A 17,679-nucleotide genomic window follows, 5' to 3' on the forward strand; every position below is an offset into this window, starting at 1 on the left:
GCAATCATAGCAGGCTCACTTTTTTGCGGCAATCTGCTTTATTTGCATGGTACAATCAAACTTATGACAGAAGATAAACCTAAAGTGCAATTCATCGATATTACTGATGATTTTGCTGGCCAACGGATCGATAATTTTCTCCGTGCTAGGCTTAAAAATGTACCAAAAAGTATGATTTACCGTATTTTGCGTAAAGGCGAGGTGCGAGTAAACAAAAAACGTATTAAACCTGAATATAAATTGCAGGATGGTGATCTCGTACGCGTCCCACCGGTTTTTGTTCCTGAGAAAGACGAACAAGCACCGATTAGTACCAAATTGAATAAAGTGGCCGAACTTGAATCATGCATTATCTATGAAGATGATCATGTATTGATTTTGAATAAGCCATCAGGCACAGCTGTTCATGGCGGTAGTGGCCTGAAGTTTGGTGCGATTGAAGCGTTACGAGCATTACGACCTGATGCTCGATACCTTGAGTTAGTACACCGTATTGACCGAGATACTTCTGGCATTTTGTTGGTAGCGAAGAAACGTTCTGCGTTACGTAAACTACAAGAGCAATTTAGAGAAAAAACGGTTCAGAAATATTATTTTGCCTTAGTGATGGGGGAATGGAAGGCAAACTGTAAGAGAGTAAATGCACCGTTATTGAAAAATGAAGTTAACAGCATTGTACGTGTTAACCCGCAAGGTAAAGCTTCAGATACTCGCTTTAAAGTATTAGAACGTTTTTCTCAAGCGACACTGGTACAAGCAAGTCCAGTGACCGGGCGTACTCACCAAATTCGTGTACATTGTCAATACGAGGGCCATCCTATTGCTTGGGATGATCGTTATGGCGACCCACGTTTTGATGCTTACACTAAGAAAACCGGATTAGGCCGCTTGTTCTTGCATGCGGCGAACATTAAATTTACCCATCCACATACAGATGAGTTAATGGATATTAGTGCGCCAATGGAACCAGTGTTAGAACGCTGTTTAGCCAAACTTCGCACTTTTTAATGATGTTAAAAAATCGTAAGGCGAGCATTGTGCTCGCCTTTTTTATTTTTATGATTTTTTATTTTTGTAATACCAACCCCATAAATTAAGAAGTCATCTTTCAACAGCCTTCAATTTCTTATCTCCCTCGCGAACCTTCATGGTTGGAAATGGCAAAAGAGCCTAGGAAACGAGAATGACACTTATTGTAATGGGGGATAATACCGATTGCTGGTTTATAAAACCGCCAGATGCTCATTGGCAAGCATTTCTCGTAAGGCAATTAGCGGTAATCCAACCAATGTATTTGGATCTCGTCCTTCTAATCGATCAAATAATGCAATGCCCAATCCTTCACTTTTAAAACTGCCTGCGCAATAAAGTGGTTGTTCCTGAGCGACATAATGTGCAATTTCATTATCGGTTAAGGTTCTGAAGTGGACATGGAACGGTTCACAAATAACTTGTGTCGTTTGTGTGCGTGAATTATATAAGCATAAGCCAGTATAGAAGGTGATGACTTTGCCACTGGCTGCACGTAGCTGAGCACAAGCATTCGCTTCAGTATGCGGTTTTCCTAAAATTTCCCCGTTAATGACACACACTTGGTCAGAACCTATAATAAGATGACTAGGGTGAGATTCTGCACAAGCGAGTGCTTTAGCTTGTGCTAATCGCATCACTAAAGCTGTTGCTGACTCATTGTCTAGCATGGCTTCATTTACATTGGGGTTGGCTGTTGTAAAAGGAAGCTGTAGTTTTTCAAGCAAGCTTTTACGGAATGGTGAAGTAGACGCAAGAACAAGTGACTGGTTCATAGGCTATTTTAGTTATCTAGATGAAGTGATGCCTTGAGTGTACTTATCGCTGCGATTCAAAGCCAGCGAGCTTTATTTATTGATTGTTTTGATTTCAGTGCAGACAGACGATGTTATCGTTACAGCACAATGCTATTATAAGGCGCAATTATTGATTTAAATTCCACTAAAGCCAGTATTGGCTAGCATTTAAACAATGATTGAGTGATCTTTCGTCATTTTATCAGCAATCGTCAAGTGATTGAGTGATGAAGAAATAAAAACTTTTTAATGAGGAGGGGGAATGAATGTTGAACGAATTTTCATGGCAGCACGAGAATTGTTCAAAAGCTGTTAATTCCGGCACATTTCCTTTGACTCAACCAGACTATAAGGCTAATATTCGCGCCCTATGCAAAAGGTAAAATTGCCGATAAAGGTAGATCCAGTACGCACTGCACAGAAAAGACTCGACTATGATGGCATCATCAAAGCTGATCTTCTGTCTCGTTTAGCTGGCTCAACCCAGAGCGTAATAAGTGATGCAAACGTCAACTTGTCTTTTGACCTTGACCAACGTCGTATTCCTTTCATGCGCGGAAACGCAAGTGTAGATGTGATGTTGACCTGTCAGAGATGTCAGGAAGAATTTCCACACACAATTAGTGTTGAATTCTGTTATAGTCCGGTTCGTGATGAAGAGGCTATTGATAAGTTACCGGAAGCCTATGAGCCGACAATTGTCGATGAAAATGGCGAGATTAACCTAATTGAAATCATCGAAGATGAATTGATGTTAGAATTACCACAAGTTGCAAGACATGATGATGACGATTGTAAGATCGGCACTCATAACTTGTCTTTTGGTGAGATCCCCGTTGCTGATGAGCGTCCGAATCCGTTTGCAGTATTGAAGAATCTTAAAAGTTAAATTTAACAGGAGTAGGGTTAATGGCCGTACAAAAGAGCAAAAAATCACGTGCAGCACGTGGTATGCGTCGTTCACATGATGCGCTAACTACAGCAGCAGTATCTGTAGATTCAGCATCTGGTGAAACTCACCTACGTCACCACGTGACAGCTGACGGTTTCTACCGTGGCCGTAAGGTTATCAACAAGTAAGGTTGAACCTTGATGGGTCTTACCGTTGCACTTGATGCAATGGGCGGGGATTTCGGTCCTCAAGTAACAGTGCCTGCCGCCGTGCAGGCACTGTTGCATTCGCCTGAGCTCAAACTCATTCTATTTGGTGATATAAGTGCTATCACTACCCAGCTAACTCTTCTTAATAAGCTCAATCATCCTCGATTGTCTATCGTGCATTGCGATAACGTTATAGCTAATGAAACACGTCCATCACAAGCATTACGCCATAGTAAAGGCTCTTCAATGCGCATGGCTCTAGATGCTGTTGCCGCAGGTGATGCAGATGCCTGTGTGAGTGCTGGCAACACCGGTGCATTAATGGCTTTATCCCGTTATGTGCTTAAACAGCTTCCTGGTGTTGAACGTCCCGCTTTAATTTCAGAAATTCCTAATCGTCACGCTAACCATACTTGGTTATTAGATCTCGGTGCCAATGTTTCCTGCGATGCAGATACTTTGTTCCAATTTGCCGTTATGGGATCTGTGGTTGCGGAACAAACATTAGGTTCACCGCCTCGCGTGGCATTACTTAATATTGGCGAAGAAGCCATTAAAGGCAATGATCTGGTTAAACGCTGTGCTGAAATGTTGAGTCAATCTTCCGATATTAATTACATTGGCTATATTGAAGGTCATCAATTGTATTCCGATAAAGCGGATGTAATTGTGTGTGATGGCTTTGTCGGGAATGTGAGTTTAAAAACCAGTGAAGGGGTAGCAAACCTATTCATTGATTGTATTAAGCGTAATATTGGTCGTAATCCATTTAAGCGATTGATTGCTAAATGGCTATTTCGTGAACTGTTTGATAGCTTACAGCAATTGAACCCCGACCAGTATAATGGCGCAAGTCTGTTAGGATTACGCGGTATTGTCGTTAAAAGCCATGGAAGTGCCGACACCACAGCTTTGGAGAATGCCATAAGCCAAGCGGTTTATGAGATTAAACGTCAAATACCGATGAAAATCAGTGACCGTCTGGAAGAGGTCTTATTAGAGAGGCATTATTAGTCTTCATGTATAGCAAAATTTTAGGAACTGGCAGCTATTTGCCAACACAAGTTCGCACCAATGCGGATTTAGAAAAAACGATAGACACCAGCGATGAATGGATCGTTGCTCGTACTGGTATTCGTGAGCGTCGCATTGCATCGGCTGACGAAACAGTGGCAGTGATGGGTTATCATGCTTCTTTAAACGCGATTGAAATGGCTGGCATTGATAAAGAAGACATCGATCTTATTATTGTTGCGACATCTAGTGCAAGTCACTCATTTCCCTCTGCGGCTTGCCAAGTACAAGGCATGTTAGATATTAAAGGCTGTCCTGCTTTTGATTTATCTGCGGCATGTACAGGTTTTGTTTACGCATTAAGTGTTGCTGATCAGCATATTAAAACGGGCATGGCGAAAAATGTATTAGTGATTGGGTCTGATGCACTTTCTCATCACTGTGATCCAGAAGATCGCTCAACCATTATCTTATTTGGTGATGCAGCTGGTGCGGTCGTTCTTGGCGCCAGTGAAGAACAAGGTATCATTTCAACGCATTTATATGCTGATGGTCATTTTGGTGGTTTGCTAAGCCTTGCTGTACCAGAACATGATAAAGACTTTGATGCAAATACTTGGCTTTACATGGCAGGTAATGAAGTATTTAAAGTTGCTGTAACACAACTGTCTAATTTGGTTAAAAATACGCTTACTGCCAATAATATGGATAAATCTGAACTTGATTGGTTAGTACCACATCAAGCGAATATGCGTATTATTTCAGCAACAGCGAAAAAATTATCAATGTCGATGGATCAAGTGGTGGTTACACTGGATCGTCATGGTAATACGTCGGCGGCAACAGTACCGACAGCATTAGATGAAGCGGTACGTGATGGCCGTATTCAACGTGGTCAAACGTTATTATTAGAAGCGTTTGGTGGCGGTTTCACTTGGGGCTCTGCACTAGTGAAATTTTAAACTAAATCAAGAATCGGTTTAGTTTTACGCGTTAAAAGAATTTTGCGATAAGGCAGAAGGTTGAATATAGTTAACGCTGTCTTATTAGCCTATTAATTTACTGAACGATCAGTATATAAAAGAATAAGGATTCTCAAATGTCTAAGTTCGCGATTGTTTTCCCTGGACAGGGTTCTCAAACTGTTGGCATGCTTGCTGATTTAGCAGAGCAATTTGATGTGGTTAAGCAGACGTTTGCTGAAGCCTCTGATGCATTAGGTTACGACCTATGGGCGTTAGTTCAAAATGGTCCTGTTGAAGATCTTAACCAAACTCAGCGTACACAACCTGCGTTATTAACTGCGTCTGTGGCAATTTGGCGTGTATGGCAGCAACAAGGTGGTGAACAACCTGTTGTTTTAGCTGGTCATAGCCTAGGTGAATACTCTGCACTTGTTTGCGCGGGTGTGATTGATTTCCAAGCGGCAGTTAAGTTAGTTGAGCTACGCGGTAAACTAATGCAAGAAGCTGTACCTGCTGGTGTGGGTGCAATGTCTGCAATTATCGGCTTAGATAACGACGCAATTGCAGCCGCTTGTGCGCAAGCAGCAGAAGATCAAGTGTGTTCTCCAGTTAACTTTAACTCGCCAGGCCAAGTGGTTATTGCGGGTAACAAAGAAGCAGTAGAACGTGCCAATGTATTGTGTAAAGAAGCCGGTGCTAAGCGTGCATTACCATTGCCTGTTTCTGTTCCTTCACACTGTGCGTTAATGAAACCAGCCGCTGACAAATTAGCTATTGCATTGGAAGGTATCGCATTTAGTGCTCCTACAATTCCAGTGATTAACAATGCAGATGTGGCGACTGAGACAGATCCTGTTGCGATTAAACTGGCACTTGTTAAGCAACTATATAATCCAGTACGTTGGACAGAGTCTGTTGAGCGTATGGCGGCTGAAGGCGTTGAAGAATTGCTAGAAATGGGACCGGGTAAAGTATTAACCGGTCTGACTAAACGTATTGATCGTGCACTTGGCGGCGCAGCAGTAAATGATGTTGCATCATTAACCGCAGCACTTGCGAAGTAATTAAGCTTAAAAGAGGATTTACAATGAGTCTGGAAGGTAAAATTGCACTAGTTACAGGTGCGAGTCGTGGTATTGGTCGTGCTATCGCTGAAATCTTAGTTGAGCGTGGCGCGACAGTAATCGGTACAGCAACCTCTGAGAGCGGTGCTGATGCGATTAGTGCGTATCTTGGCGATCACGGTAAAGGTTTTGCGTTAAACGTAACCTCACCAGAGTCAATTGAAGTAACATTAAAGCAAATTAAAGAACAATATGGCGATATTGACATTTTAGTGAATAACGCTGGTATTACTCGTGATAATCTACTTATGCGTATGAAAGACGACGAATGGCAAGATATCATGGATACCAACCTAACGTCGGTTTTCCGTCTGTCTAAAGCCGTGCTACGTGCTATGATGAAAAAACGTAATGGTCGTATCATTAGCATTGGTTCTGTTGTTGGCACTATGGGCAACGCAGGTCAGACAAACTACGCAGCTGCTAAAGCAGGTTTGCTTGGTTTTACAAAATCGATGGCACGCGAAGTTGCTTCTCGTGGAATCACCGTTAACGCAGTTGCACCCGGTTTCATTGAAACGGATATGACAAAAGCGTTAAATGATGATCAACGCGCTGCAACGTTAGCAAATGTTCCTGCTGGTCGTTTAGGCGATCCGCGCGAAATAGCAGCGGCTGTTGCTTTTTTAGCCTCTGATGAAGCTGCTTATATAACAGGCGAAACATTGCACGTTAACGGCGGCATGTATATGATTTAAGCAAATTTGTTGTAATACTTCATGATTCAAGTCAAATTGAACTATTTTTCTGGTTAAATCGTGGTTTGACCAGCATTATGAGTGTTGCAACTTTTGCTGTAATGAATAAACTACAACAAATCGCATTAGCGAATTCTTGTTAAAGGAAATATATTAGTATGAGCAACATCGAAGAACGCGTAAGAAAAATCATCGTTGAGCAACTAGGCGTAGACGAAGCAGAAGTTAAAAACGAAGCATCTTTCGTTGATGATCTAGGTGCTGATTCTCTAGATACAGTTGAACTAGTAATGGCTCTTGAAGAAGAATTCGATACAGAAATCCCTGACGAAGAAGCTGAAAAAATTACTACTGTTCAAGCTGCAATCGACTACGTAAACAGCGCACAGTAATATAAAAATGAATATTCCCAGGCGGTCATTATGACCGCCTGTTTTTTTTCACTTCCTGTTTTATCCTCAATTCCCGGAGAAATTAATCGTGTCTAAGCGTCGTGTAGTTGTAACTGGCATGGGTATGCTTACCCCGGTTGGTAATTCTGTTGAATCTTCTTGGAAAGCTTTACAATCTGGCACTAGTGGTATCAGTACCATTCAACATTTTGATGCAAGCGCATTTGCTACTCAATTTGCCGGAATGATCAAAGACTTCAATTGTGAAGATTACATGTCTAAGAAAGATGCACGCAAAATGGATTTATTTATCCAGTACGGCGTTGCAGCTGGCGTACAAGCATTCAAAGATTCTGGTATTGAAGTTACTGAAGAAAACGCACCACGTATCGGTGTCGCTATTGGTTCTGGTATTGGTGGTCTTGGTTTAATTGAAGCTGGCCATCAAACATTGATTGACAAAGGACCGCGTAAAATCAGTCCGTTCTTTGTACCATCAACAATTGTTAATATGATCGCAGGCCACATGTCTATCATGTACGGTCTACGTGGTCCAAATATCGCGATTTCTACTGCGTGTACGACGGGCCTTCATAACATTGGCCATGCTGCACGTATGATTGCATACGGCGATGCTGATGCGATGCTAGCGGGTGGTGCAGAAAAAGCATCAACAGAGCTAGGCATGGCAGGCTTTGCTGCTGCAAAAGCATTATCAACACGTAATGATGATCCTCAAGCGGCTTCTCGTCCATGGGACAAAGATCGTGATGGTTTCGTATTAGGCGATGGTGCTGGTGTGATTGTGCTTGAAGAGTACGAACATGCCAAAGCACGTGGCGCAAAAATTTATGCAGAGCTTGTTGGCTTTGGCATGAGTGGTGATGCTTACCACATGACGTCACCAAGTGCAGACGGTTCTGGTGGTGCATTAGCTATGGAAGCTTGTATTCGTGATGCGGGTATCAATGCTGACAAGATTGGCTATATTAACGCACACGGCACATCAACGCCTGCGGGTGATAAGACTGAAACATTAGGCATTAAACGCGCGCTAGGTGCTGCTGCGGATAGTGTTATGGTTTCATCAACTAAATCAATGACTGGTCACTTGTTAGGTGCTGCTGGCTCTGTTGAATCAATCATCACTATTTTAAGTTTGATTGATCAAGTAGTACCACCAACAATTAACTTGGATAATCCAGGTGAAGGTTGTGATCTTGATTATGTTCCAGGTGAAGCACGTCAAGCTAACCTAGAATACGCATTATGTAACTCATTCGGTTTTGGCGGCACTAACGGTTCGTTATTGTTTAAGAAAATTTAATTCACTTATTTGCGTGTTGAGCAATAAGTGCCATAACCTGATATGATTAAGTAGCCTGATATTTCGATATCAGGCTATTTTTTTATCTGTACAAAGGAATACTTAATGGCCCTAGTGAACAGTTGTGAACAACAGCAACTTGCTATTACCGATCGCGCGACTCAATATGGTGATGGTTGCTTTACAACAATGCTGGTTGAACATCAGCAGGTTCAATTATGGTCATTGCATTTAGCGCGTTTTAAAGTAAGCCTTGAAAGATTAGCAATAGCTGCACCTGATTGGCTGCAGGTATATACTGACGTTGCTGCCCTTGCATTAAAATACCCACATCAAGGCGGTATCAAAATTTTAATTAGTCGTGGCAGTGGTGGCCGTGGCTATAATCCAGCTGGGTGTCATGATACTCAAGTGATCATCACCCATTTTGAATGGCCATTGCATTATCAACAGTGGCAACAACAAGGAATTACATTAGGTGTATGCCAGCTACGAATGGGTAATAGCCCAATGCTCGCAGGAATGAAGCACCTAAATCGGCTTGAACAAGTATTATTGAAACAAGAAATTGAAAAAACGGGTTGGGTTGATGCAGTTGCATTAGATAGCGATGGCCGCGTTATTGAAACAACTGTTGCGAATCTATTTTGGCGTAAAGGTAATACTGTATATACTCCAGCGCTGCAACGTACAGGTGTTGCAGGGGTTATGCGTCAACGGGTGCTTGATATGCTTAATGAATTAAATTATGACTATCAAGTGGGTGACTTTGCCCTTGAAGCTGTACTGACTGCGGATGAAGTTTTTATTACTAACGCATTGATGACGTTAGTACCTATAAATCAAATACAAACAACACAATATAGTGAACGTACAGTGTTCAAAATACTATGGAAGAGGTTACATTCGTGCTAAAGAAGTTGATTACTGTGATTTTTATATTGCTATTATTAATAGCAAGCGCGGCTGGTTGGGGATATTTTCAAGTTAAATCAACGCTTGATAAACCAGTACTGACGGAACAACAAACATTTATTACCGTTAAGACGGGGACATCTTTCCGCGGGCTATTAACGCAATTAAGTAATGATAAGCTAATAACAATATCACCATGGTTACGTTGGGTTGGGTATTTGGAACCAGCATTAACAGACATTAAAGCAGGTACGTATGCTATCAAACCGCAAGCGTCTTTGTATTCTGTCTTAACCATGATCACCGAAGGTAAAGAATATCAATATGCGATCACGCTGGTGGATGGTGAACGTTTTAGTGAATGGCGTGAGTTGTTACAAGCTGATCCTCATTTAGCTCATACCACCGATGATATGACCCAAGCGCAAATTAGCGCTGCGGTTGGTATCGATAATGATAAAATTGAAGGTTATTTTCTGCCGAATACATATCACTTTACTGCGGGCACGAGTGATATCAGTATTTTAAAGCGTGCACATAGTGCAATGATGAAAGAGTTAGATCTTGCATGGCAGCAACGCGCATCAGATTTACCTTTAAAAACGCCGTACCAAGCGTTGATCATGGCATCCATTATTGAAAAAGAAACAGCCGTGGCCAGTGAGCGTGGTTTAGTGGCATCTGTCTTTATGAATCGTTTACGCGCCAATATGCCATTACAAACTGATCCTACGGTTATTTATGGTATGGGTGATAAGTATAACGGCAACATTACGAAAAAAGACCTACGCACACCAACTGCTTACAACACCTACACCATGCGTGGTTTACCGCCAACGCCAATAGCAATGCCAAGTAAGGCATCTATCATGGCTGCCGTTGATCCCGATAACAGTGACTTTTATTATTTTGTTGCTGATGGTAAAGGGGGTCACAAGTTTTCAACTACATTAGTCGAGCACAACCGCGCGGTTCGTGCCTACCTTAAAATATTAAGAACACAGAAATGATCGGTAAATTTATTGTCATCGAAGGCCTTGAAGGGGCTGGTAAAAGTACAGCTATTGCACAAGTTATAGCAACATTAGCGCAGCATGGTATTACAAACCCACAATCAACACGTGAACCTGGTGGCACTCCGTTGGCAGAGCAAATGCGCGCCTTAGTTAAACAAGGTCATCCTGATGAGCCTTTAACGGATATGGCAGAGTTATTACTGCTGTATGCGGCGCGTATTCAATTGGTTGATAATGTAATTAAACCTGCTCTAGCTGAAGGGCGGTGGGTGGTGGGTGATCGCCATGATATGTCATCACAGGCTTATCAAGGCGGTGGTCGTGGTTTTGATCAAGTATTGATGGAAAACCTGCGTGATACCGTTCTAGGGGATTTTCGTCCTGATCTGACTATCTATATGGATATTGATCCTGTATTAGGCTTACAGCGCGCACGTGGCCGTGGTGAGCTTGATCGTATTGAACAAATGGATATCAGTTTCTTTGAACGTGCTCGTGAGCGTTTTTTAGCATTATGTCACAATCAGCCTAATGTGATTATTATTGATGCGAGCCAAACTTTAGAACAGGTTACTGCTGATTTAACCCAAGCATTACAGTCTTGGTTGGAGCAACAATAATAATGATCTATCCATGGCAACAAACTTTGTGGCACAACTGGCAGCAGTTGCTTGAGCAACGACGTTTACACCATGCTATTTTGTTATTAGCGGCAAAGGGCAGTGGACGTGGTGTATTAACTCGACAATTATCTAAAACCGTACTTTGTCAAAACTCACAAACCGAGCCTTGTGGTGTTTGTCATAGCTGCCAATTATTTGATGCTGAAAACCATCCTGACTTTCATGTAATTAAGCCTGAACAAGAAGGTAAGCAAATTGGTGTTGATGCGGTACGGCAATGTAATCGCTGGGCTGTTGAGACCTCTCATTTAAATGGACAGCGGGTTATTTTAATTGAAGACGCAGATGCATTGGGTGAAGCGGGTGCGAATGCGATATTAAAAACATTAGAAGAACCGCCAGCTGGATGCCAATTTATTTTGACGGCACAAAGTTTAGATCGGTTATTACCGACAGTGGTGAGTCGTTGCAATAAGTGGCGTTTAATTCCACCGGAAGAAGATAATGTTAAACGTTGGGTTGAAAGTCGCTTACAACAATCTATCTTCTTAGAAAGTGTACGGCTTAACAATGGTGCACCATTAGCAACGTTAGCCTTCATTGAAAGTGGATTAGATATTCGTTACGGCCATTTAGTTAAAGCGTTTACTGAATTTGTACAACCGCCGCATATTGGTATTTACGATGTAGCAGCAATGTGCACCGCTGATGGTATTGTGACATTACAATTGCTCAGTTACTTTCTGGTGGATTGTTTAAAATGGCAACAAGGGGCAACGCAATATCTTGTTCATCAAGAATCGCTACTCGCAGTTGAAGCCGTCGCGACCACGATACCAACGGCATTATTATTAGAACAAGTACGCAATCTTAACAACTTACATCGTCAATTAGCCAAACATACAGGGCTAAATATTGAGTTGTTAGTGGTTGAGTGGTTAAGCGGATTTATTGGTAAGTAATTTTCACAATTAATGCTTTACCAGCACCGTTATGAAATGAAGCATAAGAATAAACAAGAGGAAAGCCTGTGTTAGTCGATTCACATTGTCATCTTGATAAACTTGATTACAATAAATTACATACAGGGATTGATGATGTATTAAATAAGGCCAAGGAACGTGGCGTTGAATATTTTCTATCAGTAGGGGTGACATTAGCGGCTTTTCCTAAAATGATGGAAATGATCGCACCTTACGATAACGTGTTTGCATCCTGTGGTATTCACCCCTTAGATGTAGAATCAGGGTATGACTCTGAGCAATTTAAAGCCTATGCGCGCCATGAAAAAGTGGTTGCGATTGGTGAAACAGGGCTTGATTATCACTACCAGCCTGAGACTGCAGAACTGCAGCAAAAATTGTTCCGTGAGCAAGCACGTGTGGCGGTTGAATTGAATAAGCCGCTAATTATCCATACTCGTATGGCACGTGAAGATACTATGCGTATTTTACGTGAAGAAGGCGCAGAAAAGTGTGGCGGTGTATTACATTGCTTTACTGAAGATTTGGATATGGCATTAGCTGCGATTGAGCTAGGCTTTTATATCTCAATCTCTGGCATTGTGACGTTCAATACTGCGAGCGACTTAAAAAATGTGGTGAGTAAGTTACCGTTAGATCGGTTATTGGTTGAAACCGATTCTCCATTCTTAGCGCCAATTCCATACCGTGGTAAGCAAAACCAACCGGCTTACACACGCGAAGTAGCACAATATATTGCGCTATTAAAAGGCATATCTGTTGAGGAAGTGGAACAAGCCACCACTAAAAACTTCTTTACGTTGTTTTCATTAGCAAAACAGTAAAGCACAGTTTTGGTCTGATACTAAAGAGAAGCTTCGGCTTCTCTTTTTTTGTTGCTGGAAAGGGGCTGGTGGTTGATTTGACATTTCTAAATGGTTGTAACACATACAATTCTCTGTGGGACATATAACAGATGTTATGTGAAGTTGGTTATGAGACAAAACAAAGAGGAGTAGTTTATTGGTGTAGATAATCTTAGGTAAAACGATATAGCCTAGAAGGGATAAATCTCTATTCATGTGGCCTAAATTCACCGAGCTACTACATACTACTTCACCACATGCTTACAAATATTTATTAAAAGCCCACTATTATTAAAAAAAAGGCTAAACAATGCTGTTTAGCCTTATTAAATTAATCAGCATTAATCATAAGATCGTTATAAGAAAATACTCAATGTTGCTGCAATAGTGAAAGCTATTGTTCCTAATAAGGTCTCCATTACAGTCCACGTTTTTAACGTTGTTTTCTCATCCATATCAAGTAGTCGACCGACTAGCCAGAAACCTGAGTCATTAAAGTGAGATAACACGGTTGCGCCAGAAGCGATAGCTATTACGATAAAACATAAGTCAAAAGCACTCAGGCCCGTAGTTGCAGCTACCATTGGAGCAATTAATGCTGCTGTAGTTGTTAGTGCTACTGTTGCCGATCCTTGAGCAACACGTAATGCTGTTGCAATTAAGAATGCTGCAACAATAACAGGCATACCTGTATCAGTAAGAACACCAGCTAACGCGTCACCAATACCACTTGCGCGTAATACCCCACCAAACATACCACCTGCACCAGTTACCAGAATAACAGCACAAATTGGTGCTAATGAATCACCACATAATTGTTCTAATTTGGCCATGCCATAATCTTTAGCAAATACAGCTAAACAAAACAATAAGGTGATCATTAATGCAACCGGTGTTTTACCGAGCATGCGTAGAATATTTACCCATGCTGCCTGAGGATCAACAACGCCCATTACAGATAAAGTATTAAGCCCTGTATCCATAAATATAAGCACGAGTGGTAACAGTAGAATTGTAATGACGAGTGAAAACTTAGGGAGTTTACTATCATCAATAACACGCTGAGTTGCTAAAAATGCTTGAGGTAGAGGTAAATTAAAACGCTCACCTGCCCATAAGCCATATAAATAAGCACCTAAATACCAGGTTGGTAAGGCAATAACCAGACCTACAAAAGTTAATAGTCCAATATTAGCGCCTAATAATTCACTCGCAGCAACGGGACCTGGGTGTGGAGGGAGAAAAGCATGCATAACAGCAAAAGCACCTGCAACAGGCAATGCATATTTGATGGTCGAGCCTCCAAACTGTTTAGCAACACTAAATAGAATCGGCATCATTACGATCAATCCCGCATCAAAAAAGATAGGGAAACCAAAAAGTAAAGAAGCAACACCTAGTGCAAAAGGTGCTTTATCGGAACCAAATCTGCCTATGAGTGTATCAGCTAATACTTTTGCACCGCCTGTCACTTCTAGAATACGGCCAATCATAGTACCAAGACCAACAAGAAGTGCTACGGATGCTAGCGTACCACCAAAGCCAGACATCATCGTTGGTACAACTTGATCTGCTTGTACTCCAGTAACAACTGCGGTTAAAAAGCTTACTAATGTTAACGCTAAAAAGGCATGTATTTTAAAGCGCATAATCAGGATCAATAGCAGTGCGATTGAGCCAGTAGCAACTAATAATAAGAATGTAGGATCTTGCGTCATACAGGATTTCTCCAGCAAAAATTAAAATTGAGGTAATAACGTTCTGTTTTTTTTATTGTGAATAACTTCACACACCGCGAAGTTACGGGTAACATGTTACCCGTAACATGGTAACTTACAAGCAATTCGATAAGCCCGTATCCAAAAATGAGAGGAAGGTAGAATAAATGACAGGCAGAAGCATCATTGTTATGGGCGTGTGCGGTTGTGGTAAATCAACAATCGGTGAAAACATTGCTAACAAGCTCAATGCAAAATTTATTGATGGTGATGATTTACACCCTAAAGCTAATATTCAAAAAATGGCAAGTGGTACGCCTTTAGATGATATCGATAGAGAACCGTGGCTTGAACGTATCCGTGACGCAGCCTATAGCATTGAAACTAAGAATGAAACGGGTGTCATTGTTTGCTCTGCTTTGAAAAAGAAATATCGCGACCAAATTCGTGAAGGCAATAAAAATGTACAGTTTATTTTTCTTGATGGTAGCAGAACACTCATTTTAGAACGAATGCGTGCGCGCCAAGGGCATTTCATGCGTGAAACTATGCTGGGTAGCCAATTGGAAACCTTAGAAAGGCCAAATCAAGAAGCTGGCGTGTTTACGATTTCAATCGATGGGTCTATCGATAACATTGTGGATGCAGCTGTTGCTGCATTGGTAGGAAATATCAATGAATAAGATTATTGCTCGCGTTACACAACGCATTAAGCAGCGCAGTGAGACCAGTTACCGCCAATGGCTCGAGATGACATTAGCGATGGTCAACTCTGGTCGCGGTCGTCGCCAGCTATCTTGCGGTAACTTAGCCCATGTTGTTGCTGCTAATTGCTCTCAAGAGAAAAGCGCGATTTTAGATTTGTTACATTCAAACCTTGGTATTGTAACAGCTTATAACGACATGCTAAGTGCGCATCAGCCTTACAAATTCTACCCTGATATTATCGCAGAAGCATTGCGACCGTTAGGACACACCTGTCAAGTTGCAGGCAGTGTCCCTGCAATGTGTGATGGTATTACTCAAGGGCAACCGGGCATGGAGTTGTCGCTATTTTCACGTGATATTGTGGCTCAAGCAACGGCGATTTCCTTAAGTCATAATGCGTTTGATGGCACATTATTGCTCAGTATTTGTGACAAAATTGCACCGGGTCAATTAATGGGGGCGTTATCTTTTGCTCATTTACCGACGGCTTTTATTCCTGTTGGCCCAATGGGGACGGGGATCAGCAATGATGAAAAAGTAACGGTTCGTCAGCAATATGCCGCGGGAGCAGCAACCAAAGAAACTTTATTAAATATGGAATGTCAGGCGTATCACTCTCCAGGAACCTGTACATTTTATGGAACGGCTAATACCAATCAATTAGTGCTTGAAGCGATGGGACTAATGCTTCCAGGATCTGCCTTTGTAGCTCCAAACAGTGTATTACGCCATGCTTTAACCCAAGCTGCGTCATGCAAAATTGCGGCGATGAACAGCCAATCACAACAATACCGCCCTTTATATGAAGTCTTTACTGCTGAAAGTCTTGTTAATGGACTCATTGCTTGGCTTGCATCTGGTGGTAGCACCAATCACAGCTTACATATGGTGGCGATCGCTCGATGCGCTGGACTTATTTTAACGTGGGATGACATTAGTGAGTTATCTGATGTGGTTCCGTTATTAGTACGCATGTATCCCAATGGTCCTGAAGATATCAATGCCTTTCAACAAGCAGGCGGCGTGCCTGTATTAATGAAAAATCTGCATGCATTAGGATTATTAAACACCAATATTAAAACCGCATTTGGTGAGTTTGCAGACCTAATGACGACGCCAATGTTAAAAGATGGGCAGTTAGTTTGGGTCGATTGTGGTGATAGTACCAATACTGAGGTGTTGGCAATGCCGACCCAGGTATTTAGTGGCAGTGGTGGGCTAAAAGTATTGACCGGTAATATCGGTAAATCAGTCATTAAAGTTTCTGCGGTAGCGACTGAGTATCAACAAATAACCGCCCCGGCTAAAGTGTTTCAATGCCAAAATGAAGTCGAACAAGCATATAAAAAAGGCGAGTTAAACCAAGATGTTATAGTTGTTGTTACCCATAACGGCCCCGTAGCGAATGGCATGCCTGAATTACATAAGTTAATGCCTATTTTGGGAAACATTCAAAAGCAGGGATATTGTGTTGCGTTAGTTACCGATGGCCGATTATCTGGCGCGTCAGGAAAAATAGCAGCGGCGATACATGTTACTCCAGAAGCTTTTTGTGGCGGTGAAATAGGCCTGATCAGAGATGGCGATATGATTGAATTTGATGCCGTTCGTGGCGTACTTAATGTTGATGCTGATTTGTCATTACGTCATATGCCTGAGTTTACTTACCAATATCAACCACAAACCTGGGGTAGAAATTTATTTGCAGGTTTTCGTTCTCAAATCTCAAGTGCTGATACTGGCGCGACTATTTTTAATTGATTTAGTATAAGGATATAAAATGAATTGTTGGCAACTAGACCCTAAAGACGTATTTAAAGCATCACCAGTTGTTCCTGTTATGGTTATTGAAAAGCTAGAACACGCACTACCGATGACGCAAGCATTACTAGATGGTGGAATAGCAGTATTTGAAATTACATTACGTACACCTGTGGCATTAGACGCCATTCGTATCATTGCAGCAGCAATGCCTGAAGCAATGGTGGGTGCAGGAACGGTATTAAATTGTGAGCAGTATGATGCTGTTGTTGCTGCAGGTGCGAAATTTGTTATTTCACCAGGAATGACACCAGAGCTATTAGCATATGCTAAAAAAGGTCCAGCTCCGTTAATTCCTGGTGTAAGTTCTCCATCAGAAGTCATGCAAGCGCTTGAGTTAGGTTATCAGCAGCTCAAATTCTTTCCAGCAGAAGCTAATGGCGGCGCGAAAGTATTAGCTGCAATCTCAGCACCATTGCCACAAGTTAGCTTTTGTCCAACTGGTGGCATTAGTCCTGCAAACGTTGATCAATATAAATCACTACAATGTGTTGCGACAGTCGGTGGTTCTTGGATGCTACCTAAAGATCTGATTGATAGTGGTCAGTGGGATAAAATCACTCAGTTATCTAAACAAGCTGTTGCCTTACTGAGTTAATAGTA

General features: G+C 41.7%; 19 protein-coding genes. 17 read left to right on the forward strand and 2 right to left on the reverse strand.

What is annotated here, in order from left to right; all coding sequences use genetic code 11:
• The first annotated feature begins 63 nt into the window (after positions 1-63).
• Positions 64-1,008 (forward strand): 23S rRNA pseudouridine(955/2504/2580) synthase RluC, encoded by a 945-nt coding sequence (gene rluC, locus ACJZU6_RS06750; RefSeq protein WP_080157871.1) that lies wholly within the window; start codon positions 64-66, stop codon positions 1,006-1,008.
• 215 nt (positions 1,009-1,223) lie between these two features.
• Here the strand turns inward: rluC and ACJZU6_RS06755 are convergent, their stop codons facing one another.
• The gene (locus ACJZU6_RS06755) at positions 1,224-1,805 is read right to left on the reverse strand and encodes a nucleoside triphosphate pyrophosphatase (protein ID WP_327772001.1); all 582 of its coding nucleotides are present in this window, start codon (positions 1,803-1,805) and stop codon (positions 1,224-1,226) included.
• A 391-nt stretch (positions 1,806-2,196) separates the two neighbouring features.
• Between ACJZU6_RS06755 and yceD the strand changes: the two genes are divergently transcribed.
• The 13 genes from yceD (at position 2,197) to ACJZU6_RS06820 (ending at position 12,808) form a co-directional block, all read left to right on the forward strand.
• A complete protein-coding gene (yceD, locus tag ACJZU6_RS06760) occupies positions 2,197-2,715 on the forward strand; it encodes a 23S rRNA accumulation protein YceD (RefSeq protein WP_327762674.1) in 519 nt (172 codons plus the stop codon).
• 20 nt (positions 2,716-2,735) lie between these two features.
• Complete coding sequence (rpmF, locus tag ACJZU6_RS06765) at positions 2,736-2,906, forward strand: 50S ribosomal protein L32 (protein ID WP_006231206.1); 171 nt, start codon at positions 2,736-2,738, stop codon at positions 2,904-2,906.
• 9 nt (positions 2,907-2,915) lie between these two features.
• Positions 2,916-3,941 (forward strand): phosphate acyltransferase PlsX, encoded by a 1,026-nt coding sequence (plsX, locus tag ACJZU6_RS06770; protein WP_162494756.1) that lies wholly within the window; start codon positions 2,916-2,918, stop codon positions 3,939-3,941.
• Positions 3,942-3,946: 5 nt separating this feature from the next.
• A complete protein-coding gene (locus ACJZU6_RS06775) occupies positions 3,947-4,903 on the forward strand; it encodes a beta-ketoacyl-ACP synthase III (protein ID WP_327766271.1) in 957 nt (318 codons plus the stop codon).
• A 137-nt stretch (positions 4,904-5,040) separates the two neighbouring features.
• Positions 5,041-5,970: an ACP S-malonyltransferase gene (gene fabD, locus ACJZU6_RS06780; RefSeq protein ID WP_394166184.1), complete on the forward strand. Its 930-nt coding sequence runs from the start codon at positions 5,041-5,043 to the stop codon at positions 5,968-5,970.
• 23 nt (positions 5,971-5,993) lie between these two features.
• Complete coding sequence (gene fabG / locus ACJZU6_RS06785) at positions 5,994-6,728, forward strand: 3-oxoacyl-ACP reductase FabG (protein ID WP_080157865.1); 735 nt, start codon at positions 5,994-5,996, stop codon at positions 6,726-6,728.
• A 158-nt stretch (positions 6,729-6,886) separates the two neighbouring features.
• Positions 6,887-7,120 (forward strand): acyl carrier protein, encoded by a 234-nt coding sequence (acpP, locus tag ACJZU6_RS06790; RefSeq protein WP_027697107.1) that lies wholly within the window; start codon positions 6,887-6,889, stop codon positions 7,118-7,120.
• A gap of 88 nt (positions 7,121-7,208) precedes the next feature.
• Positions 7,209-8,447 (forward strand): beta-ketoacyl-ACP synthase II, encoded by a 1,239-nt coding sequence (gene fabF / locus ACJZU6_RS06795; protein ID WP_080157864.1) that lies wholly within the window; start codon positions 7,209-7,211, stop codon positions 8,445-8,447.
• A 105-nt stretch (positions 8,448-8,552) separates the two neighbouring features.
• Positions 8,553-9,362: an aminodeoxychorismate lyase gene (gene pabC, locus ACJZU6_RS06800; RefSeq protein ID WP_080157863.1), complete on the forward strand. Its 810-nt coding sequence runs from the start codon at positions 8,553-8,555 to the stop codon at positions 9,360-9,362.
• Positions 9,356-10,372: an endolytic transglycosylase MltG gene (gene mltG, locus ACJZU6_RS06805; RefSeq protein WP_080157862.1), complete on the forward strand. Its 1,017-nt coding sequence runs from the start codon at positions 9,356-9,358 to the stop codon at positions 10,370-10,372. Before pabC ends, mltG begins: the two co-directional genes overlap by 7 nt.
• A complete protein-coding gene (tmk, locus tag ACJZU6_RS06810; RefSeq protein ID WP_408900848.1) occupies positions 10,369-10,998 on the forward strand; it encodes a dTMP kinase in 630 nt (209 codons plus the stop codon). Before mltG ends, tmk begins: the two co-directional genes overlap by 4 nt.
• Before the next feature lie 2 nt (positions 10,999-11,000).
• Positions 11,001-11,963 (forward strand): DNA polymerase III subunit delta', encoded by a 963-nt coding sequence (gene holB / locus ACJZU6_RS06815; RefSeq protein ID WP_408900849.1) that lies wholly within the window; start codon positions 11,001-11,003, stop codon positions 11,961-11,963.
• 68 nt (positions 11,964-12,031) lie between these two features.
• Positions 12,032-12,808: a TatD family hydrolase gene (locus tag ACJZU6_RS06820; RefSeq protein WP_080157859.1), complete on the forward strand. Its 777-nt coding sequence runs from the start codon at positions 12,032-12,034 to the stop codon at positions 12,806-12,808.
• A gap of 377 nt (positions 12,809-13,185) precedes the next feature.
• On the opposite strand, the gene ACJZU6_RS06825 is transcribed toward ACJZU6_RS06820, so the two are convergent.
• Complete coding sequence (locus ACJZU6_RS06825) at positions 13,186-14,547, reverse strand: GntP family permease (protein WP_408900850.1); 1,362 nt, start codon at positions 14,545-14,547, stop codon at positions 13,186-13,188.
• Positions 14,548-14,714: 167 nt separating this feature from the next.
• On the opposite strand from ACJZU6_RS06825, the gene ACJZU6_RS06830 reads away from it, so the two are divergent.
• Genes ACJZU6_RS06830 through ACJZU6_RS06840 form a run of 3 tightly spaced genes read left to right on the forward strand, consistent with a single transcriptional unit; the run spans position 14,715 to position 17,674 of the window.
• Entirely contained in the window at positions 14,715-15,230 is a 516-nt protein-coding gene (locus ACJZU6_RS06830; protein WP_408900851.1) for a gluconokinase, read from the forward strand.
• Positions 15,223-17,016, forward strand: a complete 1,794-nt coding sequence (edd, locus tag ACJZU6_RS06835) for a phosphogluconate dehydratase (RefSeq protein ID WP_408900852.1) — start codon at positions 15,223-15,225, stop codon at positions 17,014-17,016. The genes ACJZU6_RS06830 and edd overlap by 8 nt, the downstream gene beginning before the upstream one ends.
• A 19-nt stretch (positions 17,017-17,035) precedes the next feature.
• Positions 17,036-17,674 (forward strand): bifunctional 4-hydroxy-2-oxoglutarate aldolase/2-dehydro-3-deoxy-phosphogluconate aldolase, encoded by a 639-nt coding sequence (locus ACJZU6_RS06840; RefSeq protein ID WP_408900853.1) that lies wholly within the window; start codon positions 17,036-17,038, stop codon positions 17,672-17,674.
• The last annotated feature ends 5 nt before the right edge of the window (positions 17,675-17,679 follow it).

Origin of the sequence: Photobacterium piscicola (assembly GCF_046058925.1) — a bacterium.
Classification (GTDB): domain Bacteria; phylum Pseudomonadota; class Gammaproteobacteria; order Enterobacterales; family Vibrionaceae; genus Photobacterium; species Photobacterium piscicola.